This is a genomic window from Patescibacteria group bacterium, assembly GCA_041645165.1.
Classification (GTDB): Bacteria; Patescibacteriota; Patescibacteriia; order 2-02-FULL-49-11; family 2-02-FULL-49-11; genus 2-02-FULL-49-11.
Map to the genome: position 1 here is coordinate 1 of JBAZQN010000009.1, position 23627 is coordinate 23627.

The 23627-nt window shown below is 48.0% G+C and carries 21 protein-coding genes and 1 tRNA gene; all 22 read left to right on the forward strand.

The window, feature by feature from the left end; genetic code table 11:
• The first annotated feature begins 278 nt into the window (after window positions 1-278).
• The 22 genes from WC659_04080 to WC659_04185 all read left to right on the forward strand — a co-directional run bounded on the left by WC659_04080 (window position 279) and on the right by WC659_04185 (window position 23605).
• On the forward strand, window positions 279-782 hold the full coding sequence (locus WC659_04080) for a hypothetical protein (protein MFA4873087.1): 504 nt from the start codon (window positions 279-281) through the stop codon (window positions 780-782).
• Window positions 783-898: 116 nt separating this feature from the next.
• Window positions 899-3463 carry a type IV secretion system DNA-binding domain-containing protein gene (locus WC659_04085; GenBank protein ID MFA4873088.1) on the forward strand — a complete coding sequence of 855 codons (2565 nt, stop codon included), beginning with the start codon at window positions 899-901 and terminating at the stop codon, window positions 3461-3463.
• Between the two features lie 207 nt (window positions 3464-3670).
• Window positions 3671-4204, forward strand: a complete 534-nt coding sequence (locus WC659_04090) for a class I SAM-dependent methyltransferase (protein MFA4873089.1) — start codon at window positions 3671-3673, stop codon at window positions 4202-4204.
• Window positions 4205-4307: 103 nt separating this feature from the next.
• Window positions 4308-5174 carry an RNA polymerase sigma factor RpoD/SigA gene (locus WC659_04095; protein MFA4873090.1) on the forward strand — a complete coding sequence of 289 codons (867 nt, stop codon included), beginning with the start codon at window positions 4308-4310 and terminating at the stop codon, window positions 5172-5174.
• Between the two features lie 147 nt (window positions 5175-5321).
• Entirely contained in the window at window positions 5322-6197 is an 876-nt protein-coding gene (locus tag WC659_04100) for a hypothetical protein (protein ID MFA4873091.1), read from the forward strand.
• A 167-nt stretch (window positions 6198-6364) separates the two neighbouring features.
• Window positions 6365-8185 (forward strand): DNA polymerase III subunit gamma/tau, encoded by a 1821-nt coding sequence (gene dnaX / locus WC659_04105; protein MFA4873092.1) that lies wholly within the window; start codon window positions 6365-6367, stop codon window positions 8183-8185.
• Window positions 8186-8393: 208 nt separating this feature from the next.
• A tRNA-Gln gene (locus WC659_04110) sits at window positions 8394-8464 on the forward strand.
• Between the two features lie 39 nt (window positions 8465-8503).
• The gene (locus WC659_04115; protein ID MFA4873093.1) at window positions 8504-8767 is read left to right on the forward strand and encodes a hypothetical protein; all 264 of its coding nucleotides are present in this window, start codon (window positions 8504-8506) and stop codon (window positions 8765-8767) included.
• Window positions 8768-8797: 30 nt separating this feature from the next.
• Complete coding sequence (locus WC659_04120) at window positions 8798-9076, forward strand: DUF3850 domain-containing protein (GenBank protein MFA4873094.1); 279 nt, start codon at window positions 8798-8800, stop codon at window positions 9074-9076.
• A 49-nt stretch (window positions 9077-9125) separates the two neighbouring features.
• A complete protein-coding gene (locus tag WC659_04125; protein MFA4873095.1) occupies window positions 9126-9626 on the forward strand; it encodes a GNAT family N-acetyltransferase in 501 nt (166 codons plus the stop codon).
• A 105-nt stretch (window positions 9627-9731) separates the two neighbouring features.
• The gene (locus tag WC659_04130; GenBank protein MFA4873096.1) at window positions 9732-11303 is read left to right on the forward strand and encodes an alpha/beta fold hydrolase; all 1572 of its coding nucleotides are present in this window, start codon (window positions 9732-9734) and stop codon (window positions 11301-11303) included.
• 97 nt (window positions 11304-11400) lie between these two features.
• Window positions 11401-12879, forward strand: a complete 1479-nt coding sequence (locus tag WC659_04135; GenBank protein ID MFA4873097.1) for a B12-binding domain-containing radical SAM protein — start codon at window positions 11401-11403, stop codon at window positions 12877-12879.
• 67 nt (window positions 12880-12946) lie between these two features.
• The gene (locus WC659_04140; GenBank protein ID MFA4873098.1) at window positions 12947-13702 is read left to right on the forward strand and encodes a PD-(D/E)XK nuclease family protein; all 756 of its coding nucleotides are present in this window, start codon (window positions 12947-12949) and stop codon (window positions 13700-13702) included.
• Window positions 13692-15233: an AmmeMemoRadiSam system protein B gene (gene amrB / locus WC659_04145; protein MFA4873099.1), complete on the forward strand. Its 1542-nt coding sequence runs from the start codon at window positions 13692-13694 to the stop codon at window positions 15231-15233. The genes WC659_04140 and amrB overlap by 11 nt, the downstream gene beginning before the upstream one ends.
• 51 nt (window positions 15234-15284) lie before the next feature.
• A complete protein-coding gene (locus WC659_04150; GenBank protein MFA4873100.1) occupies window positions 15285-15506 on the forward strand; it encodes a hypothetical protein in 222 nt (73 codons plus the stop codon).
• 1 nt (window position 15507) lies between these two features.
• Entirely contained in the window at window positions 15508-16083 is a 576-nt protein-coding gene (gene pduL, locus WC659_04155; protein MFA4873101.1) for a phosphate propanoyltransferase, read from the forward strand.
• A 194-nt stretch (window positions 16084-16277) separates the two neighbouring features.
• Window positions 16278-17351, forward strand: a complete 1074-nt coding sequence (locus tag WC659_04160; GenBank protein MFA4873102.1) for an acetate kinase — start codon at window positions 16278-16280, stop codon at window positions 17349-17351.
• 98 nt (window positions 17352-17449) lie between these two features.
• Window positions 17450-17929: a TrmH family RNA methyltransferase gene (locus tag WC659_04165; GenBank protein MFA4873103.1), complete on the forward strand. Its 480-nt coding sequence runs from the start codon at window positions 17450-17452 to the stop codon at window positions 17927-17929.
• A gap of 159 nt (window positions 17930-18088) precedes the next feature.
• Entirely contained in the window at window positions 18089-20257 is a 2169-nt protein-coding gene (gene gyrB / locus WC659_04170) for a DNA topoisomerase (ATP-hydrolyzing) subunit B (protein ID MFA4873104.1), read from the forward strand.
• Between the two features lie 163 nt (window positions 20258-20420).
• A complete protein-coding gene (locus WC659_04175) occupies window positions 20421-21641 on the forward strand; it encodes a CBS domain-containing protein (protein MFA4873105.1) in 1221 nt (406 codons plus the stop codon).
• Window positions 21642-21770: 129 nt separating this feature from the next.
• Window positions 21771-23027 (forward strand): divalent metal cation transporter, encoded by a 1257-nt coding sequence (locus WC659_04180; protein ID MFA4873106.1) that lies wholly within the window; start codon window positions 21771-21773, stop codon window positions 23025-23027.
• A gap of 140 nt (window positions 23028-23167) precedes the next feature.
• Window positions 23168-23605: a hypothetical protein gene (locus WC659_04185; protein ID MFA4873107.1), complete on the forward strand. Its 438-nt coding sequence runs from the start codon at window positions 23168-23170 to the stop codon at window positions 23603-23605.
• The last annotated feature ends 22 nt before the right edge of the window (window positions 23606-23627 follow it).

The window sequence follows — 23627 nt, forward strand, 5'->3', positions numbered from 1 at the left end:
GCCGAGGAGATGAAAAAAGCAAAGGCCGCCTTATTTGAGAAATTGAGAAAAAACTTTTAACGCGCTATTGAAAATCACAGTCCCTGGTGACTATTGATTTGGGGCTCATTCCTTGACTGGAAAATACATACTATCTAAAATATAGGATCTTCAATTTTCCGCGTTCTTCAGTGTTAGGTTCCGCGTAATTCAGCGGACAGCATAGCAGAAAAACGCAGAATCTCACGCGGAAAAGCGCAGAAACGGAAATTAATGGACTAAGGTATTAACTGCTTACTATGGCCAAAAGTCAATTTCCCATAGAAGATGAGCGCAGGACTTTGCCCGAAGTGCCAGGTGCTCCTTTGGCGGGAGCTGAACAGGAAGCGGTGAAGGAGCAAGAACGCGTTCCCTTTGAGACAAGCATTGAGGAACAGCCCTTGCAGGAAAAGGAAGCGCCGACCGTCGGCCCGATTCCTGCCGCGCCAAGCGCCGCACCTGAGCCGATTGCCGCGAAGTCACCACAATACCAGCGCATTGAATCAATCTTAGAAGAGGACCTCGGCGACCTCTATTTTCAGATGGACGAAGCGCACCGCAAGATGTTTCGTGAGGAGGGGGAAAAGACGGTGCGGGAGATCGACAGGCTTATCTCCAGCGCAAAGGCCACCGTGTTCAAGGTGCTGTATCTCATCCGAAGATGGCTCATGCTCATTCCCGGCGTCAATAAATTTTTCCTTGAACAGGAAGCGAAGATCAAGACTGATAAAGTGATGAAGATCATAAACGAGAAATCACAATGACCAAATCCCAATTTTCAAACAAATCTCAATGCCCAATACCAAATACCCAATTTGAATTTGGAATTTTGGATTTTATTGGTCATTGGGAATTGGGATTTTGGATTTTTTAAACTGTCATGTTCTCCTCGGAACTTTCCCAATTCTTAGCGCCGTTTATTGCAGCTGCCATTTTTATTTTGCTCTTTTTCTCGTGTGTGATGGTGCTGCGCTACTGGCTGCGGAAAGGAAGCAGGCTGCCGCAGGCATTCCAAAAAAAGGTGCTTTTGGTAACCCTGCCAAAAGAAGTGTTCCACGGGGAAGAGAAGCAACAGGAAACGAGCGACCTGACAAAAGAAAAAATCGCGATTGCGGAATCGCTGTGGAATTCAATCGGCGGCTTGAGGGTGCGTCGGAGCATCCGTACCTGGCTTTTTGGCCGCGAAGATCACGTGTCGCTGGAAGTGGTGGCGCACGGAGGATTGATCTCATTTTATATCGCCGTCCCGCAGTACCTCGAGCGCTACCTTGAACAGCAAATACACGCCCAGTACCCAGACGCCTCGGTGGAAGTAGTGGAGGATTATAATATTTTTTCTCCCCAAGGCGCCATCACGAGCGCGTACCTGCGCCTGAACCGCGAATATATTTTCCCCATTAAGACGTACCGGAAAGTAGACGGCGATCCTTTTGTCGCCATACTGAATTCACTTTCCAAATTGATCCCTGAAGACGGCGCCGCAGTGCAAATTATTGTCCGTTCCGCGCACCGCCGATGGCACCGCTGGGGCGCAAAAGTTGCTCAAGAAATGCAGCAGGGGAGAAAATTAAAAGAAGCCCTAAAACGGGGAAATAGGATGTTTTGGCTCCATTCCATCAGGCACGCCACCGGGAAAACTATTACTGAAATCGCAGGAGCTGCTTACACAGGTAAGACGAATACCGAACGCCAACGGGAAAAAAAGCGGTTAGGAATACAGGAAAAAGAGCCCTACCGCTTGTCGCCCATGGAAGAAGAGCTGGTGAAAGGCCTCGAGGAGAAATCATCAAGGGCTGGCCTGGATGTCACCATCCGCGTGTTGGTATCATCACAGGACGCCACGCGCGCGAATCTGCTCCTCCAGAATATCACCAATTCATTTTCTCAATATAACGTGTATCAATACGGGAACGGCTTCAGAGCGGCGGGGAAGGGAAGCGCGCCCAATGTGATTCGCGATTTTATCTACAGGAATTTCAGCGAGCGGTATTCGTTTGTGTTGAATACCGAAGAGCTTGCGAGCATTTACCATTTCCCGCTCCCGAAAACCGAGACGCCGAATATCCGGTGGCTCTCTTCTCGGCGCGCCCCGCCTCCTTCGAATATGCCCATGAAGGGCATCACGTTGGGGCACTGCCTTTACCGCGGCATTGATACGGTCGTGCGCATGCAGACGGAAGACCGCCGCCGCCACATTTACATCATCGGCATGACCGGTTCAGGCAAATCCGTGCTCATGTCAGAGATGGCGAAACAAGACATTCTTGCGGGACACGGCGTGGGCATTATTGACCCGCACGGCGGGTTGGTGGAAGACGTGCTTGCCTGCATTCCTGAAGAGCGCGCGGATGACGTGGTGCTTTTTGAGCCTGCCGACATGGAGCGCCCGATGGGCCTCAATATGCTGGAAGCAAAAAGCGAAGAGCAGAAAGATTTTGCGGTGCAGGAGATGGTGGAAATATTTTACAAACTGTTTCCTCCGGAAATGATCGGCCCGATGTTTGAGCATAACATGCGCAATGTCATGCTCACACTCATGTCAGACCTCGAGAGCCCGGGGACCATTGCGGAAATCCCGCGCATGTTCACTGATACTGAATTCCAGAAAAAATGGGTAGCCAAGCTCAAGGACCCGGTGGTGAGGGCGTTCTGGGAAAAGGAAATGGCAAAAACCACTGATTTCCACAAGTCGGAAATGCTCGGATATCTCATTTCAAAAGTGGGCAGGTTCGTGGAAAATACCATGATGCGCAACATCATAGGCCAGACACGCTCAGGGTTTGACGTCCAGGAAATCATGAACAAGCAGAAAATTCTCCTCGTAAACCTCTCGAAGGGGCAGGTGGGAGAAGTGAATTCGTCGCTTCTTGGCCTCATCATCGTCTCCAAACTGCAGATGGCGGCATTTGCGCGCGCAGGATTGCCGGAAGAAGAGCGGAAAGATTTCTACCTTTATATTGACGAGTTCCAAAACTATACGACCCCCTCCATTGCTACTATTCTTTCTGAAGCGAGGAAATACCGGCTGAATCTGACGCTTGCACATCAATATCTAGGCCAGCTCGTAGACAAGCAGGATACGAAAATCCGCGATGCGGTGCTCGGGAACGTCGGTTCTATGGTGGCGTTCCGCATCGGCGTGGAGGACGCTGAAATCATGGCAAAGGAATTTGCGCCCGTGTTCGGAGAGTACGACGTGGTGAATGTTGACCGCTTTAACGCCTACATCCGGCTCTTGATACGCAATACTGCCTCCCGCGCATTCAGCATGGCCACCTATCCGCCGACCGTGGGTAATGCGAAATTGGCCGCGACCATCAGGGAGCTGTCACGCTTGAAGTACGGGCGCGACCGGCTGATCGTGGAATCGGAAATCCTTGAGCGCACCAAGCTCGGAGAAGCGGCAAAGCCGGCAGATACGGCGACGATTGAGAGAACGCTGTAAGTTGCTATATTGATTTTATCTTTTCGCATTTATTCACTTTTCTATTGTCATTCCCGCCCCGTATCGCGGTACGGGGCAAGCTCCAACGGGAATCTAGAAAAAAATAAAAAATCGATCGTTTTTTTGTATGTTTGGTTTCTGGATCCCCGATCTCGGTCGGGGATGACATTAAACGTTTAATTGTATAAACTGTTGAGTATTTATTTTGTGTCTGGATCTGATTGGATTTTTATCACTTTTGGAGGGATCTTATTTTTTGCCCTCATAACCCATGGTTATGCGGGCATTATTGCGGCATCATGGGTGCCGACGTGGGGGAAAGATTATGGCAGGATAATAAAGGCGTTTGAAGGGCTTCAGGAAGGCACGGTCATTGACCTAGGCTGCGGCGGCGGAGGCGTCATGCGCGCACTCGCGAGGGCATATCCGAACGTGAATATCATCGGGTATGAGATTTCAGTTCCCGCATGGTTAATTGCTAAATTGTTAAATTGTTTATTGGGATTGAGGAGGAGATGTGAAGTGCGGTGGCAGAATTTTTATAACGTCTCGTTGCGCGAAGCGGATGCGGTCTATTGCTTTTTAACGCCCATGGCAATGAAAAAGCTCAAACCAAAATTCGAGCGCGAATTAAAGCCCTCTGCAATCGTGATTTCCTACGCCTTTCAGGTGCCCGGATGGGAAGGGGAGCGGCTGGCGCAGAGTTCTTCAGTGCCGATTTATAAATACCGTCGGCCATAAGACGATCTGTTTTGGGGAACAGGCATATTGACCTTATGCCTGTTTTTTGTTTAAGTGTAGGTGAAAATAATAATAAAAGAATTGAAAAACGGAGGATAAGATAATGAAAAAACAGAAAAAGAAAAGACCATCTTCAAGGGTCAGGATTAAAGAGTCCATTGAAAAGTACCTTGAAGAGATCGGGGGGTTTTCGCCATTACCTCCCGAAGAAGAAATAGCCTTGGCGAAGCGCATTCGTAGTGGCGACGAGGATGCCTTTGATAAACTTGTCAAAGCTAATCTGCGCTTTGTCGTCACTGTCGCCAAGGAATATCAAGGTCATGGGATGACTTTGATTGATCTCATTAGCGAAGGAAATTTCGGCCTCATAAAAGCGGCGCAGCGTTTTGATGAGACACGCGGCTTTAAATTCATCACCTATGCCGTGTGGTGGATCCGCCAGTCAATTTTGCAGGCTCTGGTGGAACAGTCAAGAGTCGTCCGGCTCCCTTTGAATAGAATCGGAGCCATCAACAAAGTCGGACGAGCGCTTGAAGCTTTGGAAAAAGAGCACGGGCGCGAGCCAAGCATGGAAGAGATCGCCGATAGAATGGAAATGACTTCTTTCGAAGTTGCCGACGTACTCAAAACTTCGGCGCGCCATCTATCATTGGATGAGCCATTCAAAGAGGAAGAAGGGAACAGCTTATTGGCTGTTCTTGAAAGCGATCGCTATGAGCCGCCTGATATGGGATTGACGCAAGAATCTTTAATGCAAGAAATTCAAAATGTATTAAAGACTCTACCATCCGATAGAGAAGCTGAGATCGTCAAGCTTTATTTCGGGTTGGATGGGGAGCATCTAACCATAGAACAAATTGGTAAGCGTTTTACGCTCACCAGAGAACGGGTACGGCAAATTAAAGAAAAAGCGTTGCGGCGCTTGCGACATCGGTCGCGCTCGGAGCGACTGAGAAAGTATCTAGGTTAAAAAAGCCCTTATGTATCAACATGAGGGCTTTGCACATATAACTATTCGCATGATGCAGAGTATTTACTTATTATTTCAGTGCGGATTGTTGTATTCTCCCATAGTTATTGATATACTACTAATTGCTGTAATACTAATAAAATAAATATGCTTAATGACACAAAAAAGATAGAATTGGTTCGGCAGTATGTGGAGAGCGCGAGTTTGAGCCTGCAGGAGGCCAAACAGCTCCTTGAAGACATGACTGGCGTGCACGCGACCAGCCAGGCGCTTGAGAAAGCGCGCGCCGCCGGCGCCATTCTCTCGTCCTCTGACGGATCTAATGTGATTGAAGGGGTCTTTGACGGCCAGCAAATGGTAGGGCCGGACGGGAAACAGTATTCCATGCCGGCCAATTACGCATCGAAATCAAAGCTCGTGGAAGGGGATCTGCTGAAACTTACCATCGCGCTCAATGGATCATTTATTTATAAACAGATCGGCCCGGTGGAAAGGAAGCGGCTGCGGGGGAAACTCATCCAGGAAGAGGAGACAGGGGAGTTTCGCGTGCTTGCCGAAGGGAGATCCTATAAAACGCTCATGGCGTCCATTACGTATTTTAAAGGGAATGTGGGAGACGATGTGGTCATTCTGGTCCCGCGCGACAAGATTTCCTCATGGGCTGCGGTTGAAAATATTATTTCCGCCGGATCCGGTGATTTCCAAGACGAACCAATAGAAGAAGGCAAGGTGGGAGAAAAAGCGCCTCCTAAAGAGCTCAAAGATGAACAGGTGGAAGAAGAGGAAGAAACAGAGGTAGAAAAAGCGCCTGCAGAACCCAAAGATGAGCAGGAAGAAGAGGAAGAAACAGAGCCGGATGAGCCTAAGCTTGCGCCACCTCCGAAAGAGGAGTTACTATCAACTGAAGAACCAAAACCCGAACTGAACGCCCCGCAGGTCCCCCCCGCTGTTCCTCTCCAGACACCCGCACCTGCGCCGGTAATCCAGTTTGATGATGATAAGGATGAGTTTGAGGAAATCTAATTCGTAGAAGCCATACACGCCATTACCACGCCACTATACGCCAAATATTTCCCTTAATTATCTCTTCCCTAAGGGGGGAGAGCTTTTTCAATGTTGTGTATGCGTACTATTCAGGATAAAATTATGCGTGTTAAGGCGTCGTAAAGGCATATAAATGCGATTGAAATATGTTAGCGTTATACCGTAAATACCGGCCGGCAAAATTCAGCGAGCTTATCGGCCAGGACATGATCCGCGATACGCTACTCTCGGAAGTGGCCAATAAGATGCTTGCGCACGCGTATCTTTTTACTGGTCCTCGGGGATTAGGAAAAACCTCTACCGCGAGGATTTTGGCTGCGGCCGTGAATTGCGAGCGCCTGAAAGACGGAGAGCCCTGCGGCGAATGCAGTCGTTGTGTCGCGATTAGGGGCGGGAGATATCTCGATCTCATTGAAATCGATGCGGCATCGCAAACGGGCGTGGATAATGTGCGGGAAAATATCATTGAGAGCGCGCGGTTTATCCCCCAAGCTGGTCCTTATAAAATCTACATTCTTGACGAAGCGCACATGCTTTCCACTTCCGCGTGGAACGCGCTTTTGAAAACCCTTGAGGAACCTCCTTTAAGCGTCATATTTATTTTTGCGACCACTGAATCGCGCAAAATCCCGGATACCATCCTTTCGCGGTGCCAGCAATTCAGGTTCCGCCCTGTGGAGCACGAGGTGCTGAAAAAAAGGCTTGTGAGTATTGCCAAGGCCGAATCCATAATAGTTGATGAAGAGGTCTTTGACGAAGTTGCGCTGCGCGCGGGCGGCTACGTACGCGATGCTGAATCGCTTCTTGGGCAGCTGTTTTCTTTAGGGGGAAAATCTGTCACGTGGAAGGACGCGCAGGTTATTTTGGAGCGCTCATCACTGGAGAGTGTTTCTTCTTTCTTAAAAACGCTCCTCAAGGGGGATGCTGAAAATGCGTTTCAGCAGCTGAATGAGCTTCAAGAGGAGGGTGTGGACGTGCCGCGGTTTACCTTAGACCTCTTGGAGGCGTTGCGCGCCATGCACTACCGCGCGATTACCGAAGACAACCATCCGTTGTACATCAGGCGCCACGGGAAGGCAGGCATTGCCATGATCGGGGAAATGTTGAAACTCCAGCATGACCAGGCAATATTGCGCAAAGCGTTGGGAATAATCATTGACCAGTTGGATAAATCGCGTGAAGTGCCAAGCGACCTTGTGTTAGAAATCATCGCAGGCGATCTTGCGCACCATTTTAGCGTTTCATCCGGCAGCCAAAGCAACACTCATAACGAGAATGTTAGTGCTCAGTCTGGGTCCTCACCGCTCGGAATGCACAATTTTTCTGCGGACGCGACCAAGCCGCTTGAACGCTTAAGCCTGTCTGAAACAGGCTTAAGTCCTCGAAAAATTGGCATTCCTTCGCGTCGCATTGAAGCCAGTGAGCAGTTACCTCATAACGAGAATGATCGCACCCTGCCACCGGTTTCCCCAGCCCCTGTGACAGAACAAAAGGACAGGAGTCAGATAAAAAATATTCCTGCTCCTGCGATTAAAGCGAATATAAAGGAGGCAGTGGTAGAGCCAATTTCAGAAACATTGGCTGATGAATCAGCTGAATCAAAACTTGAGTCAAAAAAGCATAACCCTGTCGGCATTACCCTTCATAAAGTCAAAGAATTATGGGAGACAGTCATTGAAAAGGTGCATAAGAAAAATCATGCATTGCCATTCGTCCTTAAATTTGCAGAGCCTCTGGAAGTGCAGGCGAATCAAGTGCGCCTCGGGTGCAAGTACCAATTCCATCATGACCGGCTCATCAATCATGAAAATCGTCTCATAGTTGAGCAAGCGCTCAGCGAGGTGCTCGGCGCGCCCACTGTCATCAAAATTGAATTTGTTGCAGCGCCTATTGCATTGCCAAAACCCGAAGATGCTGCGTTTGATAAAATGGTAAATTTATTCGGCGGGAAGGTGGTGGAGAGGTAAATGCTCACTTCCAAAATTTAACTTTTAATAGTACGCTTCGGGAACTGACAATTTTATTCGGCGTCGCGATCACACAGCTTGATGCGCCTTTCCGCCTCAAAAATTGCAATTCCCTCGCGTTCCTTATTTTTTGGGTAGTGAGCAATTTTGTGGAGGGGAGTTGAGGTGAAAACGAAAGTATGATACCGTGGCTGCGGGCACAGTGTATTCGGGGATCGTCTAATGGTAGGACAGCAGGCTCTGGACCTGCTAATCTTGGTTCGAGTCCAAGTCCCCGAGATTAATTTGAATTATAAAAATCGTAATAAATATATTCCTATGACACGAGAAATGCAAGAAAATAATTCTCGGGAATTCGATTCAGTGCCCACGGCAGTGGATTGGGTACGGAGCCAGTTAGGAGAAGCTGGTATATATGGCGGTGATATCACTCTAAATTGTGAAGTAACAGAGGAGGTAAAGAGTGAGCTAAGAAAGATCTTCCATAGTAAGCCGAGGTGCGCAAAATGTATTGTGACAAATGTAGAGGGCAATCCAAATATGGCGCATATCGAGATAATTCGTGATGAGGATAAAGTGTGAAAATAAATTATAATAAATATAAAGAACGACATGGCTACAATACATAAAAAAGTCTGGAAAGAATATTTTAAGGAGATCGTCTCTCATAAGAAAAAATTTGAGCTGCGCCTTGCGGATTTTGAGGTCCGTGAAGGCGATACGTTGGTTCTGGAAGAATGGGACCAGATTAAGAAAAAATATACCGGCAGGAGAGTGGAGGTGACTGCCACGTATGTCCTCAGGACCAAGGATCTGCACTTCTGGCCGCAAGCAGAAGTTGATAAACATGGGTATCAGGTTATCCAGTTTGAAGCGAAAAAGGGTGCATAAATATGTGGCCAAAATGCTGTATGTTGGCCACAATACGAGTTAGAACATTATGAAGAATAAGGGAGCCATTGGGGATATATTAATACGAAAGGCTAACAAGGAGGATATTGGCGCCATTGTGCGTCTGAACAGTTTGCTTGCCGATTATCATCACGACCTTGATCCTTACTGGAAGACGGGAAGTCGTGTCAGAAAATCGTATAGAAAAATTTTTGTTAAGGAGTTGAGGAGAAGAAACATACGGTATTATGTTGCGGAAGATAAGGGGAGGGTAGTGGGTTACTTCTGTGCGCTTATTAAGGCAGCGTCTTCTACGGTGAATACGAAGCACATAGGGCATATCCGGATTGGTTTTGTGCAGAGGGAATATCGCGGCAAAGGCATTGGGCGAGAAGCAGTCAAGATTTTTTTGGATTGGTTTAAACAGAAAAAGATTCGCTATGTCGAGCTGAATGTTGATGCACGGAATGCCCTGGGAGTGAGCGTATGGAAGCGTTTTGGGTTTAAAGAATGCATGAAAAGGATGCGGCTTGAATTATCTGGGGAATAGGATATATTATTCTCTATTATCATGTGGCTCATTTGCAGCAAATGAGCCACATTGAGCCTTTCGTAAAACTGCGAAAACTAAGCGTAAAAACTAACCTTATTTTATATGAGCTTGGCATTTACTAAGCGTTTTTTTATCTCTCTGGGGATCATGGCGACTGTTTTGATATTCGTTGTTTTATATAAGACATATACTCCCTCGGGGACGCCAGTGCAACCAAGTCAGACGGATAATGCGGTTAAGCAGTCCAATAATGGTGTGATTGTTCCTGTTCAAGAAGTACCCCATCCGGTATCCCTGCAGGCGCTGATGGAAAAGGAGTATAACGGCAGCGAGTTGACGCTTGGCGAGGTGCTGGTGGAAAATGAAGCCTATACCCGTTATTATGTTACCTATAAAAGCGGCGCGCTCACGATATCAGGCATCATGAATATACCGAAAAAAGGCGGCCCTTTCCCTTTGATTATTCTTAACCATGGGTACATAGATCCCGAGGTATATACGAACGGACGCGGCCTAAAGCGCGAACAGGATTATCTGGCGCGGAGGGGGTACGCGGTCCTGCATCCCGACTACCGCAATCATGCGGATTCCGATTCCGATCCCGACGCCGAACTGCGGTTCCGTTTGGGCTATACTGAAGATGTGGTCAATGCGGTGTCTGCGGTAAAGAACTCTTCCCTTGCGGAAATAACAAAAGACCGCATCGGCATGCTTGGGCATTCCATGGGCGGGGGCATCGCGTTGAATGTGATGGTGGCGCAGCCGGATTTAATCAAGGCGTTTGTGCTGTTCGCGCCTGTCAGCGCCGACGTAAAAGATAATTTTGAAAAGTGGACTTCCCGCAGACCAGAACTCGCACAACAGTTGATTGCTACGTATGGCTCGTTTGAAACAGCGCCTGAATTTTGGCATAACCTGTCTCCCCTCAATTTCCTTGATCGAGTGACCGCGCCAGTGGAGATCCACCATGGCACTGCGGATGAGTCAGTGCCTCTTGAGTGGTCTGAAAAGCTCGAGCGCGCGTTTGAGGCGCAGAATAAGGATGCGAAACTCTTTACTTATCCGAGAGAGCCGCACGAGTTTATTAATGCGTGGCCTTTGGTGATGGAGCGCACGGTCGTGTTTTTTGACCGTGCTTTGAAGGGGAACCGGGCGGCGAATACGGAAAAAACACAGGATCGTTTTGTCCCCCCAATCGATAATTGGGAGTCGCGGGTTACGAAAAAGCCATTTGGCATCTATATCACACCCGACAATTCTCCCGTTTCCCCGGAGCGGTTTGCCGGTTACCATACAGGCACTGATTTCGAAACATTACCTGATGAGCAGGGAAAAGGCGTGTTAATTTATGCGATCTGCAATGGCCCGCTGGTTGCCAAGAGAACCGCATCAGGATACGGGGGTATAGCCGTGCAGCAGTGCGTGTTCCAGGGGGAGACGGTGAGCGTGGTCTATGGCCATGTGAGGCTTTCAAGTGTTACTATAAATGTAAATGAAACGCTTCGTGCGGGAGACACCCTTGGGGTGCTGGGAAAAGGGTACAGCAGCGAAACAGACGGGGAAAGGAAACATCTGCATTTAGGGATATACAAGGGAGAGGGGATTAGCATCCTTGGATATGTGCAGAATAGCGAAGAATTAGGCGGCTGGATAGACGCTACAAAATATTTCTAATTGAAAGTTTATCGTGCGATAAGCAATGTGGTACAATAATCCCAAAATTGGGATTGTTTTGTTTTAAATCGTTCATTAACAAAGAAAGGAATCAAACATGAAGGTATTGCTTGTGTATCCAGAAATTCCAGACACTTTCTGGAGTTTTAAGTATGCTCTCCCTTTTATAGGGAAGCGTGCTCTGATGCCACCATTAGGGCTCTTGACGGTGGCAGCGATGTTACCGCCTACATGGGATCGGCGTCTCGTTGATCTCAATGTAACATCACTCACAGAAATGGATCTTGCGTGGGCTGATTACGCATTTATTAGTGCAATGGTCGTGCAGAGGGAATCAGCCCGTCATTTGATCCATCGATGTAAAGAAGGAGGACTTAAGGTCGTGGCCGGAGGTCCACTTTTTCGGTGGGAGCATCAGCAGTTTGGAGAGGTTGATCATTTTATATTAGGGGAGGCAGAGGTTACACTTCCATCGTTTCTAGTGGATCTGGAAAGTGGTGATCCACAACATGTCTACTTTTCTACGGGATTTGCAGCGATGGAAAAGTCCCCAGCTCCTCAGTGGGATTTGGTTAACTTTAGGTATTATTCGTCAGCGGCTATTCAATTTTCACGTGGATGCCCTTTTGACTGTGAATTCTGTGATATCACTAGTACTTTGGGACGTAAGCCACGAGTGAAGACTTCTGCTCAAGTTATAACAGAACTAGATAAGTTGCATCGCCTCGGATGGCATGACCCAGTGTTTTTTGTTGATGACAACTTTATTGGGCCCAAAAGAGCCTGTAAGATGCTCTTATCTGAGCTGATCGTATGGCGGAAAGGTAAGGAGGGCATGCCGTTTAATACCCAGGCATCTCTAAACCTCGCCGATGACGAAGAACTTATGGACTTGATGGTCAAAGCTGGATTTGACTCCGTTTTTGTGGGTATTGAAACGGTGGATGAAGAAGGACTGAGAGAATGCGGGAAGCGTCAAAATTTAAAACGCGATCTTCTTCACGATGTTCAAACTATCCAGTCAGCCGGACTCGAGGTCCAAGGTGGATTCATTTGTGGATTTGACCACGATGACCATTCGATTTTCGAACGGTTGAAAGATTTTATCCAGAGGAGCGGTATTGTTACTGCAATGGTCGGTCTCCTCCAGGCGCTACCGGGAACTAAACTCCATAAACGTTTAGCTGAGGAGAAACGTCTTTTAGATGTTACATCTGGGGATAATGTGGATGCCGTTACGAACCTTTATCCGGTTATGGGGCCGGAAGCTCTCCTTAAAGGGTACAAGGATGTCTTGGCTTTTCTCTATGAGCCAAGGAACTATTACGCTCGTATAAGAGTTTTATTACGAGTTTTAAATCCTCCGAAGGTTAGGACGCCCTTCGAATGGCGATATGTTACGGCTTTTATTCGTTCTCTTGTTTTCCTTGGAATAGTAGGGAGAGAGCGGGTTTATTATTGGCGGTTGCTATTATGGACCGTTTTTAATCGACCCACGTTATTATCACATGCGGTTACGTATATGATCTTTGGCTACCATTTCCGTAAAATTCGCGAAAGGGTAGCCCCTACATAGATTAAAGGCAGGCTGCTATATGTGACCTGCCTTTTAAAATTGCTACAGATATGGCATAGTTATATATATGTCCATCTACTATAACCCTAAACGCGTGAAGAATTTATTTGACCCTGTTTCGCAGGAGCCGTTTCGGTTGAGCCGATCGAAAATTGAGCTCTTCATGAATTGTCCGCGGTGTTTCTATCTTGATCGGCGGTTAGGGATTTCCCAGCCGCCGTCTTTTCCGTTTTCCCTGAATTCCGCGGTTGATACATTATTGAAAAAAGAGTTCGATATCCACCGCGCGCATGGCACCGCGCATCCGCTCATGAAGGTCTATGGCATTGACGCGGTTCCTTTGCCGCACGAGAAGATTGAGGAGTGGCGCGATGCGCTGCGCAGAGGCATTACGTACCATCATACTGCCACCAATTTTATCGTCACTGGCGGCATTGATGACCTCTGGGTGAATGCAAAGGGCGAGCTTCATGTGGTGGATTATAAAAGCACCTCAAAAGAGCAGGAGGTGAATATTGATGCGGAGTGGCAGATCAGCTACAAGCGCCAAATGGAGATATACCAATGGCTTTTCAGGAAAAATGGGTTCAAAGTTTCTTCCACAGGATATTTTGTTTATTGCAATGGGATTACTGACCGCAAGGCGTTTGACGGCAAGCTGGAGTTTGACGTGAAATTAATCCCTTATGAAGGGGGCGATGCGTGGATAGAGGATACGCTTGGAGATATTGCGCAATGTTTAAAGCAAAACTCACTCCCGAAGCCGGGGAGAGAATGCGATTATTGCGGATATCGCCTAAACGCCGCAGAATATGAGAAATAATCTCATTGTTTCAGTATTAATTGGATTAGCCATTACTCTTGGAGTAGTATGGCTCGTTTTTTTGTTTAACGGGGGAGGAGAGGGCTTGGTATCGCACATTATCACTTTGCAGAGGGGCGCAAGCATAATAAGAATGCCGGCAGTGGCTGGTGCATTTTATCCTGATGCAAAGGAGGAACTTTCTGCGCAGATCGATTATTTATTAACACAGGCAAGTACTACGCCAATCAGTGAGCATATTCGAATAATGATAGTACCCCATGCAGGATACGAGTATTCAGGCGCCGTTGCCGCGTCTGCCTATCGAGCGCTCTCTGCCAACAGAGCAGGAGTGCGCAGTGTGCCTACCATAATCCTCATCGGTTCAGGGCATAAGGTGAGTGTGGAAGGAGCGGCTTTTGACAGTCATGACGCATGGCAGACGCCGTTGGGGAAAATACCCGTCAATAAGGAGCTGCGGGATATGCTTGTGCGTCAGAGTACGCTTTTTCATCTTGATGCAGCAGCTCATAAAGATGAACATTCATTAGAAGTGCAGCTCCCTTTCCTCCAAAAAACCTTTGTACAATTTGAAATAGTGCCCCTACTCGTGAACAAGGCCACTGAAGAAGAGCAGAATCGTATCAGCGCTGCGCTCGCGTCCCTGCCCGGTGATATAATACTTATCGCCAGTACTGATCTTTCGCATTATCCCATCTATGAAGACGCCACCGCTGCCGATACAAAAGTGATAGAATCGTTATTAAGCGGGAATGCGGAACAGATGAAGCGTTCTATAGCGCAATTGGAGACACAGCATATCAGGGAAGCAGTTACCTTTATGTGCGCACAACCTGCGGTTGAAATTGCGCTCAAGGTCGCCCAATTATGGGGTGCGGATGAACGCCGACTTCTCAAATATGCAAATTCAGGAGATTCTTTTGTGGGTGATAAGTCACGGGTAGTAGGCTATGCCGCAATGACATTTACGAGCGCGCGCAAAGACAGCGAATTACTCCCTATAGAGCAGGAGCAGTTATTGCGTATTGCACGCACTTCCGTTGAGTCCTATGTGAATACGCAGGTGATCCCGCAGGTGCAAGATGATTCTTTTTTCCTTAATCAGGAGAGAGGGGCTTTCGTCACGATTAAAAAGAATGATACGCTCCGTGGGTGCATTGGTCAGTTTAATCCTGATGCGCCCCTCTACCAACTTGTCTCCCAGATGGCCATAGCCGCAGCAGTGGAGGACCATCGGTTCCTTCCCATAAATCAAGGGGAACTCGGAGAGCTAACGTATGAAATTTCGATCTTAAGTCCTTTGAGGAAGATTAAGGATTGGCGGGAAATCGAAATTGGAAAACATGGAGTCCGTGTGCGAAAAGGCTCCCGGGAGGGGATATTTCTTCCACAAGTTGCCACAGAAAACAATTGGGGATTAGGGGAATTTATGGGTGAACTCTGCAGCCAAAAAGTGGGAATGGCAAGTGATTGTTGGAAAGACCCTCACGCCGAACTTTATATATTCACTGCACAAGTATTCGGAGAATAGAAATTATGCTATAGTATTAGTAGGGAAACTATTACTAAGTTTTCTAATAATATGTTTTTAAACATACTACTTGCCGCAAACCAGCGCATGATTCTTGCAAGTGAGGGTATCGCGTCAGTAAGCAAAGACGACGAAAAGATTGTTTCTTTTTTTGCCATGGCAAGTTCTCCTTATGCGGCAACGATTATTTTGGGTATTTTCGTCATTCTGGTCGTCGCAGTCGCGTATGTATTAGTAGGTATTATTCTTTTTACTCTATTTGCGTATCGTTAATATGAATATCATCCGTGTACCCGTAGAGGTTTCTGCGCGGCATGTGCACTTGAGCCAAAAGGACCTTGAGCGCCTTTTTGGCAAAGGCTACCATCTCCATGCGGATCATCCGCTTTCGCAACCGGGGCAATTTGCGGCCCGGGAAACGGTGAGTGTCATTAAGGGCAAGAAAAAGCTAGAGCACATGCGTATCGTAGGGCCGGTTCGGCCCAATTCCCAAGTGGAGCTTGCGCGGACTGATGCGCTGCATCTTGGTTTTGACCCGCAAGTGCATGTGTCAGGGTCTTTAGCCCATACGCCAAGCATTGTACTCAAAGGACCTCGCGGTTCGGTAAAACTTTTAAAAGGCGTAATTATCCCTCAGCGCCATATTCATGCATCGCCACTAGCCGCGAAGAAGGCGGGACTAAAAGACCGCGCCATCGTTTCTCTGAAATTGGAAGGCCCGCGCGCGCTTACCTTCCATAATGTCATCGTGCGCGTGCACCCCACTTTCTCCTGGCACTGCCACATCGACACGGACGAGGGGAACGCGGCGGGGATAAAAAGGAAAGGGTCTGCGGTAATAGTAAAATGATGATTACTTCGCTTACATGCTAGCTCTTGCTCACAGTTAGAAAAACACTAAACCCAAAACTCTAAATCCTAAACAAATCCAAATAACCAAATCATCGAAACACGTTTTGAATTTGGTGCTTGTTTAGGATTTCGGATTTATCTGGCTACGCCAGATCTCGCGTAGCGAGAGAGTTTAGAATTTCCCATTAATGTATGGATTCGCTCCTCGTCTTCAACATCGGCTCTTCCTCGATCCGCTATCACCGGTATGCGCACGAGTCGCTCGAGCTCCTCCATGAGGGCCACCATGATTTTGCAGCCGACCGCAGTTCTCGCGAGGATTTTATGCGCACGTTCCGCGAGTGCGTGCGTGATATCGGCGACGTGTCGGCGATTAAGGGCATCGGCCATAGGGTGGTGCACGGCGGCAGCCGGTTTATATCGCCGGTTGTCGTGAATGCGGATATTTTGGCGGAATTGAAAAATCTGAATCATCTCGCGCCGCTGCATAATCCATGGAATATTTTAGGGATAGAAGCGTGCCAAATTTACTTGCAGGGCATACCCAATGTCGCAGTTTTTGACACAGGATTTTTTGCGCACCTTCCCGCGCTTGCGGCGCGCTACCCGCTGCCCGCAGAATTCAGCGAGTATCGGCGTTTTGGGTTTCACGGTATTTCCCACGCGACCGTCGCAGATTTGTTAAGCCTACGCTTAAAAAAACCGCAGAAGCAACTTACCTTCATCAGCTGCCATTTGGGAAGCGGTTCGAGCATCGCATTGATTGAAAAAGGGGAGCCGGTTGACACCAGCATGGGATATACTCCTCTCGAAGGGCTTGTCATGATGACAAGGAGCGGCGATATAGATCCGGGGATCATATTTGACCTCGTGCAAAAAAAGCTGAAGGAGGCGCCAACATTGGAAAGGGCGCAGGAAGAGGTGCAGAAGCTGGTCGAAGCATTTTATAAATCATCGGGTTTGAAGGCTTTAAGCGGTTATGCAACATTTCTCGACATTCTTGAGCAGAAAAAAATAGGAGTTGAGCAGGCGGTATTCGCATTTGACTATTTCGTGCGGCGGGTAAGGAAGTATATCGGCGCGTACGCCGCCTTAGTCCCTCGACTTGATGCGATTGCCTTTACGGGTGCGGTAGGGGCAGGGGATTCTGTCACCCGCCAAGCGATCACAAAAAATTTGGGATGCGCGAAAGGGGTGCCGGTACATGTGTTTCCCCATTCTGAAGAAATAACCATTGCGCGGCAGGTACAAGCTCTCATTGTCTGACTGTTAAATTGTCACATGGTTACATGGTTTTATGGGCTTTGTTTATTGTGTAACAGTTTAACAATATAAGGTATAACCATTTAGCCATTTCGATTTTCATGGTAGTTGTTCTTCACAACATCCGCAGTATGCACAATGTGGGATCCATTTTCCGCACTGCAGATGCGGCAGGCGCAGAGAAGCTCTATTTGTGCGGCATTACCCCGGGACCGCTTGACCGGTTTCAGCGGCCAAACACACCATTGCTTAAGGTTTCCTTGGGCGCAGAGCGCTCCGTAGTTTGGGAACATGCGCCATCTGCATCACGGCTTATAGGGAGATTGAAGCGCAATGGGTTCAAGATACTCGCGCTCGAACAGGATCCTTCATCCATTCCCTATATGCGGGTGTCTCTATCTGCTTCACAATGGCAGACAACTGCACTGCTTTTAGGTGAAGAGGTGAATGGGTTGCGTCGGGCATTATTAAAGAAAGCGGATAAAATCCTTGAAATTCCCATGCATGGCAAAAAGGAGTCGCTCAATGTTTCTGTCGCATTCGGGGTCGTGATATTCCACCTCTTGGCGGGGAGGGGATAGAGGTAATTTGTCCCCATTTTTAGTGCCCTTTTCCCTCTGGCAGGGGGTATTTTTTTGTGCTATAATAAAACCAGATGAAAGAGACTAAAAATATAGATTTTTCTGCGAATTTGCCTCTCTATAAATGGCAAGTTTTGCATTATTTATTACGTCTATTATATGGTTAAAAAGAGCGCTTCATCGGATTATCAAGCAAGGCACATTACCGTACTCGAGGGTCTTGATCCGGTCCGGAAAAGGCCGGGCATGTACATCGGGTCAACCGGCGTGGAAGGGCTCCATCATTTGGTATGGGAAGTGGTTGATAACTCGATTGACGAGGCGATGGCCGGATTTTGCACCGAGATTACCGTCCGGCTGCTCCCGGGGCGCATGGTGGAGGTGAGCGATAATGGCCGCGGCATCCCCGTTGATATCCATAAACAGACGAAAGTATCCGCGCTGGAAGTGGTGCTCACCAAGCTCCATGCGGGCGGCAAGTTCGGCCAAGGAGGCTATAAAGTATCGGGAGGGCTGCATGGGGTAGGCGTTTCTGTGGTGAATGCCCTTTCTTCTTACATGAAGGCAGAGGTGAAGAGAGAGGGGAAGTTATGGGAGCAGGAATATGAACGCGGCAAACCCCGCAGGAAAGTGCGTCCCGTGGGAAGAGCCTCAGGCACCGGCACCATGATTACCTTCGTGCCTGATACGGAAATTTTTGGCGACATTGGTTTTGATTTCCAAACGGTGCTTGACCACCTCCGCCAACAGGCATATCTCACGAAGGGGGTGAAGATCATTGTGCGGGATGAACGGATGCGCGAAAAGGTTGACGCAAAAATAAAAGAAAAAGAGCCTCACCCGGAAGAAAAAGAGCCTCTCGCCTTTGATTTCCTCACTTCTTATATCTTTTATTTTGAAGGCGGCATCCGTTCCTATGTGGCCCATTTAAATCACAACCGGAGCGTGAAGCAGGAGGTGGTGTTTTATATAGAAAAAGAAATTATACCCAACGGGTCAAACGGCGCGCTTGATAAGGAAACCGCACAGAAAGAAACACAGGTTGTATCTCATGCGCAAAAGTCTGCCACGCCGATCAAGGTGGAGGTTTCCCTTCAGTATACGGATGATTATCGTGAGACCGTCTATGCGTTCGCCAATAATATTTACAACCCTGAAGGCGGCACCCACTTGGTGGGATTCCGCGGCGCGCTCACCCGCGTGCTCAATTCATATGCACGGGCGAAAAGTTATTTGAAAGAAAAAGACGATAATCTTACCGGCGAGGACGTGCGTGAGGGCTTAACCGCAGTCGTATCGGTCAAGGTGCCGGAGCCGCAATTTGAGGGGCAGACAAAAGCAAAGCTGGGGAATCCGGAGGTGAAGAATGCGGTGGAATCGGTGTTGGGTGATGCACTCGCTTCATTTTTGGAAGAACATCCGCGCGATGCAGAAGAGATTTTGGAGAAATGCGTCCTGACACAACACGCAAGAGTGGCCGCGCGCGCGGCGCGCGATACCGTGCTGCGCAAGGGGGCGCTCGATGGGCTCACGCTCCCGGGGAAGCTCGCAGATTGCTCCACTAAGGATTCGCACCATTCTGAATTGTATATTGTAGAGGGAGACTCTGCGGGCGGCAGCGCGAAACAAGGGCGCAATCGGGAGTACCAGGCCATTCTCCCCTTGAGAGGCAAAATCCTGAATGTGGAACGCGCGCGGCTGGACAAGATGCTGACCAATAATGAATTGAAATCGCTCATCATTGCTATAGGCACGAATTTTGGCGAAAATTTCAATCTCGCGGACCTTCGGTATGAGCGTATCATTATCATGACTGATGCGGACGTGGACGGCGCGCATATCAGGACATTACTCTTAACCTTTTTTTACCGTTATTTCAAGGAACTTATTACCACCGGTCATCTTTTTATCGCACAGCCGCCCCTTTATCGCATACAAAAAGGGAAAGAGTTTTGGTATGCGTATTCTGACCAGGAAAAGGAAAAAGTGCTCTCATCTATAAGGAGCGTTATTCGCGGGAAAGCGGGAGATGCGCAGACAGAAGCATCCTCAAAAGAAGAGGTGGGGACAGCGCGTGCGGGCGAGATAGATATCGGTGAAAAGGTGGGCGGCGCGGTAATCCAGCGATATAAGGGTTTGGGCGAAATGAACCCTACGCAGTTGTGGGAGACGACGATGGATCCCGTAAGGCGGTTCATGTACCAAGTAACCGTCGATGATGCGGAAAAAGCGGATAACATTTTTGACGTACTCATGGGATCTGAAGTTGATCCCCGCAAGCGCTTCATCCAGACCCATGCGAAATTGGTGAAGAATTTGGACGTGTAGATAACTCAAAATTCAAAGTTCATAAATAGAAAATATGGAGGTCCGACGTTACGTCGGACCGTAAATCCTTTATTTTGATATTTGTCCCGCACCTATTATTAAACTCATTGGCATGCGGGATCCCGCTTCTGCGGTGACATTTTGGATTTTACATTAAGGTCATATGCTTTTCCTAAGCACCCTCCGCAACGCTCCTGTCTATGACAGCAGTTTTGCGCTGGTCGGGAAATATAAGGATATTATCGCTTCTGCGGTCGCTGACCAATATGCTCCCGTGAAATCATTGGTGGTGACGCTTTTAAAAGGAAAGGGAGAGTTCGTGATCCTTTGGAGCGTCGTCGAGAATGCGAGCAGGGTGGGTATCCACCTTTCCGCCTTATTATCGCGCGTGACGTCTGCGCAAGTAGACCCTACGGATATCCGTCTGCGGGAAAAGGTCCTTGATCATCAGATTGTCGATATTACTGGCGCGCGTGTGGTGCGCGTGAATGATTTGCAATTGGGGACCATTGAAGGCCGCATGTGCGTCATTGCGATTGACGTGAGCCTGAAAGCGCTTTTGAGACGCCTCAACCTTGATTGGGTGGATGTATTTAATATGATACCGGTGAGGCTTATTGACTGGAGGCAGGCGAACCTTGTATCCGGATCAGTGCAGGTTGCAGCACTTTCCAAAGACGTGGTGCATATGCACCCCGCAGACATCGCAACGATTGTGGAAGATTTAAATGTGAACCAAGGGAGCGAACTGGTAAAATCCTTGGATCTCGCAACGGCTGCACGGGTATTTGAAGAAATAGACCCTGAAACGCGGCGCATCTTAGTGAAAGCGTTGAGTCCCGACAAAGTAGCGCTGATTACCGATAAAATGCCGCTTGATGAAGTCGTTGATCTTTTAAAATCTCTTCCTGCGGCAACGAGCGCGGAGCTGCTCTCTCATCTTCAGTCATCGCGCGCTGCCACAGCGGAACGCTTGCTGCAATACTCAAACCATTCCGCGGGAGGGCTCATGACGACGGAATTTATTAAGTGCAGTATTTCCTGTACCGTTGCCCAAGTCATAGAAGAAATTAAGAAGCGCTCTTTTACCTTTCGTTTCATCCACTATGTGTATGTAGTGGATGATGAGAATCATTTCATGGGAGTTGCCTCTTTTCGGAGGCTGATTACGAGCGATCCGAACCAAACCATGCAGGAGGTCATGCGCGACCGTAAGGGCTTAAAAACATTAAAGCCTGAACAGCCATTGAGAGAGGTTGCGGTTATCATGGCTAAATACAAGCTATTTTCGGCGGCAGTCGTTGATAAAAAAAGGCAGCTGCTGGGAGTGATAACTCTCGATGACATCATGCGCCAGCTCGTATCGCACATATACGATGTATAATTAGACAGTAGAAGTATAATTTTCAGAGCCGTTTCAGTGTATGTTTCGGTGTGCATTCAGTGTAAAAAGCTTCTCTCGCGGAAAAACCTGAATCTTACACGGAAATATACTGAATTGTTCTATAATCTCATGGTACCTATCTTCAAACGCTGGTTGCTGCGTGCGAGCATCATATTGAGCGTGATCGGTCCGGGTATTATTTCCGGGGCGGCGGATAATGATGCGGGTGGCATTACGACCTATTCGATTGTCGGCGCCCATTACGGGTACCAGATGCTTTGGCTTCTTCCCCTCGTCGGGCTTGTGCTCTGGCTTACGCAGGACATGGGTGCGCGTCTTGGGCTTGTAACGGGCAAGGGTCTTGCGGCCCTTATTCGGGAAAATTTCAGCATTCGGCTCACGGTGATCGTCATTGTGCTTACCGCCATATCAAACTGGATGAATATTGTGGCGGAATTTGCCGGCGTCGCATCAGTCGCGCATCTCTACCATATTCCCAAGACGCTTCTCGTGGCGATTGCCGCCTCCGCCATATCATTCGTTGTAATAAAAGGTAATTTTCAGATAGTCCAGCGCGTATTTCTTACTTCATCCTTACTATATCTTGCGTATGTCATCGCAGGATTGAAAGCAAATCCTGATTGGGCGGCGATAGCCAGTGGTTCATTTATTCCTCATTTTTCAATGGAGCACGGGTTTTTGTTTACTGCCATTGCCTTAGTGGGGACCACCGTGACCGCCTGGGGGCAGTTTTTTATTCAATCGTATTATGTGGATAAGGGAGTGAAGGATGCGGATATTAAATTAATGAGGTGGGATATCACTGCAGGCACTTTGTGGACTATCGTGGTTGCTTTTTTTATTGTCGTTGCCACTGCGAGCACGCTTTACCCAAAGGGTATCCAGATCAATGATGCCGCGCAAGCGGCTGCGGCCTTAGAGCCCTTTGCAGGATATCTCGCCAAGCACCTGTTTGCGTGGGGATTGCTTAACGCGTCGCTTTTGGGGGCGGGCGTGGTTACCATTGCGACGTCATATCTCATCACAGAGGCTTTTGGATGGGAAGGGAAGGTGGATTTGGGATTGCGTGAATCTCCCGCGTTTTATAAATTGTTCCTTTTTTTTATCATCACCGCAGGGCTCTTCGTGCTGATTCCCTCAATACCCCTCGTGCCGACCATCGTGTTTTCCCAAGCGCTCAATGCCATGGTGCTCCCTCTGCTTTTTATCTGCATGATGGTTCTCTTAAACAGAAAAGATATTATGGGAATGAAAACAAATTCCCGCCTAAACAACGTGTTAGTCCTTGCCGCAATTTTATTGGTGAGCGCACTCAATGTCAGTTATTGTTATGCGCTCGTTTCGAAATTTTTCAAAATACTATAACATTTTACTAAACAATATTTTTCCGGACCTGCAAGTCTATACAGGTTCTTTTTTTTATGCTATACTGCTCTGTTACGTAATAAAAAAAGCGCATTTTGGTCGATGCGCAATTAATACAAATATAAACAAACACCATTTTTATGTTTATTAAAAAAATATTACATTGGATCGGTTATTTCGCGGTGTTGGGCTCATTTACGCTCATCATGATTGTGGGACCAGGGAAATTCACCTCGATTGAGGAGGTCCTGGCCCAAGGCTTTGATGATGTGGCGGAAGGTGAGCTTTTTATATTGTCTGATGTGCCTTCAAGTGGGCATCCGTCTCTGCGGCTCTCGCAACGCGAGCAAGTATGCCGCATAAAAAGTGATTTATTTGAAAGGCTTGCATCAGAATTGCCAAGTTTTAACGGCAGGGAAGTGCAGATTGGCCATGCGCGTGTGAGGCTTTTGAATACTACTGGCACAAATATTGACGTGTTGGAATTTATGCGGAAGTTTCGGTTAGGGGAGGAAGACTGCATGACGGTGTCGTTTCACAGCTTTTTATATCCGTTTTTCCATGGCGGGGTGAGTTGACGCAAGGGATGACGGCATGAAA

Coding starts and splice junctions, on each gene's coding strand:
- WC659_04080 (MFA4873087.1), top strand. CDS start 279: ATGGCCAAAAGTCAATTTCCCATAGAAGATGAGCGCAGGACTTTGCCC.
- WC659_04085 (MFA4873088.1), top strand. CDS start 899: ATGTTCTCCTCGGAACTTTCCCAATTCTTAGCGCCGTTTATTGCAGCT.
- WC659_04095 (MFA4873090.1), top strand. CDS start 4,308: ATGAAAAAACAGAAAAAGAAAAGACCATCTTCAAGGGTCAGGATTAAA.
- WC659_04100 (MFA4873091.1), top strand. CDS start 5,322: ATGCTTAATGACACAAAAAAGATAGAATTGGTTCGGCAGTATGTGGAG.
- dnaX (MFA4873092.1), top strand. CDS start 6,365: ATGTTAGCGTTATACCGTAAATACCGGCCGGCAAAATTCAGCGAGCTT.
- WC659_04115 (MFA4873093.1), top strand. CDS start 8,504: ATGACACGAGAAATGCAAGAAAATAATTCTCGGGAATTCGATTCAGTG.
- WC659_04120 (MFA4873094.1), top strand. CDS start 8,798: ATGGCTACAATACATAAAAAAGTCTGGAAAGAATATTTTAAGGAGATC.
- WC659_04125 (MFA4873095.1), top strand. CDS start 9,126: ATGAAGAATAAGGGAGCCATTGGGGATATATTAATACGAAAGGCTAAC.
- WC659_04130 (MFA4873096.1), top strand. CDS start 9,732: ATGAGCTTGGCATTTACTAAGCGTTTTTTTATCTCTCTGGGGATCATG.
- WC659_04135 (MFA4873097.1), top strand. CDS start 11,401: ATGAAGGTATTGCTTGTGTATCCAGAAATTCCAGACACTTTCTGGAGT.
- WC659_04140 (MFA4873098.1), top strand. CDS start 12,947: ATGTCCATCTACTATAACCCTAAACGCGTGAAGAATTTATTTGACCCT.
- amrB (MFA4873099.1), top strand. CDS start 13,692: ATGAGAAATAATCTCATTGTTTCAGTATTAATTGGATTAGCCATTACT.
- WC659_04150 (MFA4873100.1), top strand. CDS start 15,285: ATGTTTTTAAACATACTACTTGCCGCAAACCAGCGCATGATTCTTGCA.
- pduL (MFA4873101.1), top strand. CDS start 15,508: ATGAATATCATCCGTGTACCCGTAGAGGTTTCTGCGCGGCATGTGCAC.
- WC659_04160 (MFA4873102.1), top strand. CDS start 16,278: ATGGATTCGCTCCTCGTCTTCAACATCGGCTCTTCCTCGATCCGCTAT.
- WC659_04165 (MFA4873103.1), top strand. CDS start 17,450: ATGGTAGTTGTTCTTCACAACATCCGCAGTATGCACAATGTGGGATCC.
- gyrB (MFA4873104.1), top strand. CDS start 18,089: ATGGTTAAAAAGAGCGCTTCATCGGATTATCAAGCAAGGCACATTACC.
- WC659_04175 (MFA4873105.1), top strand. CDS start 20,421: ATGCTTTTCCTAAGCACCCTCCGCAACGCTCCTGTCTATGACAGCAGT.
- WC659_04180 (MFA4873106.1), top strand. CDS start 21,771: ATGGTACCTATCTTCAAACGCTGGTTGCTGCGTGCGAGCATCATATTG.
- WC659_04185 (MFA4873107.1), top strand. CDS start 23,168: ATGTTTATTAAAAAAATATTACATTGGATCGGTTATTTCGCGGTGTTG.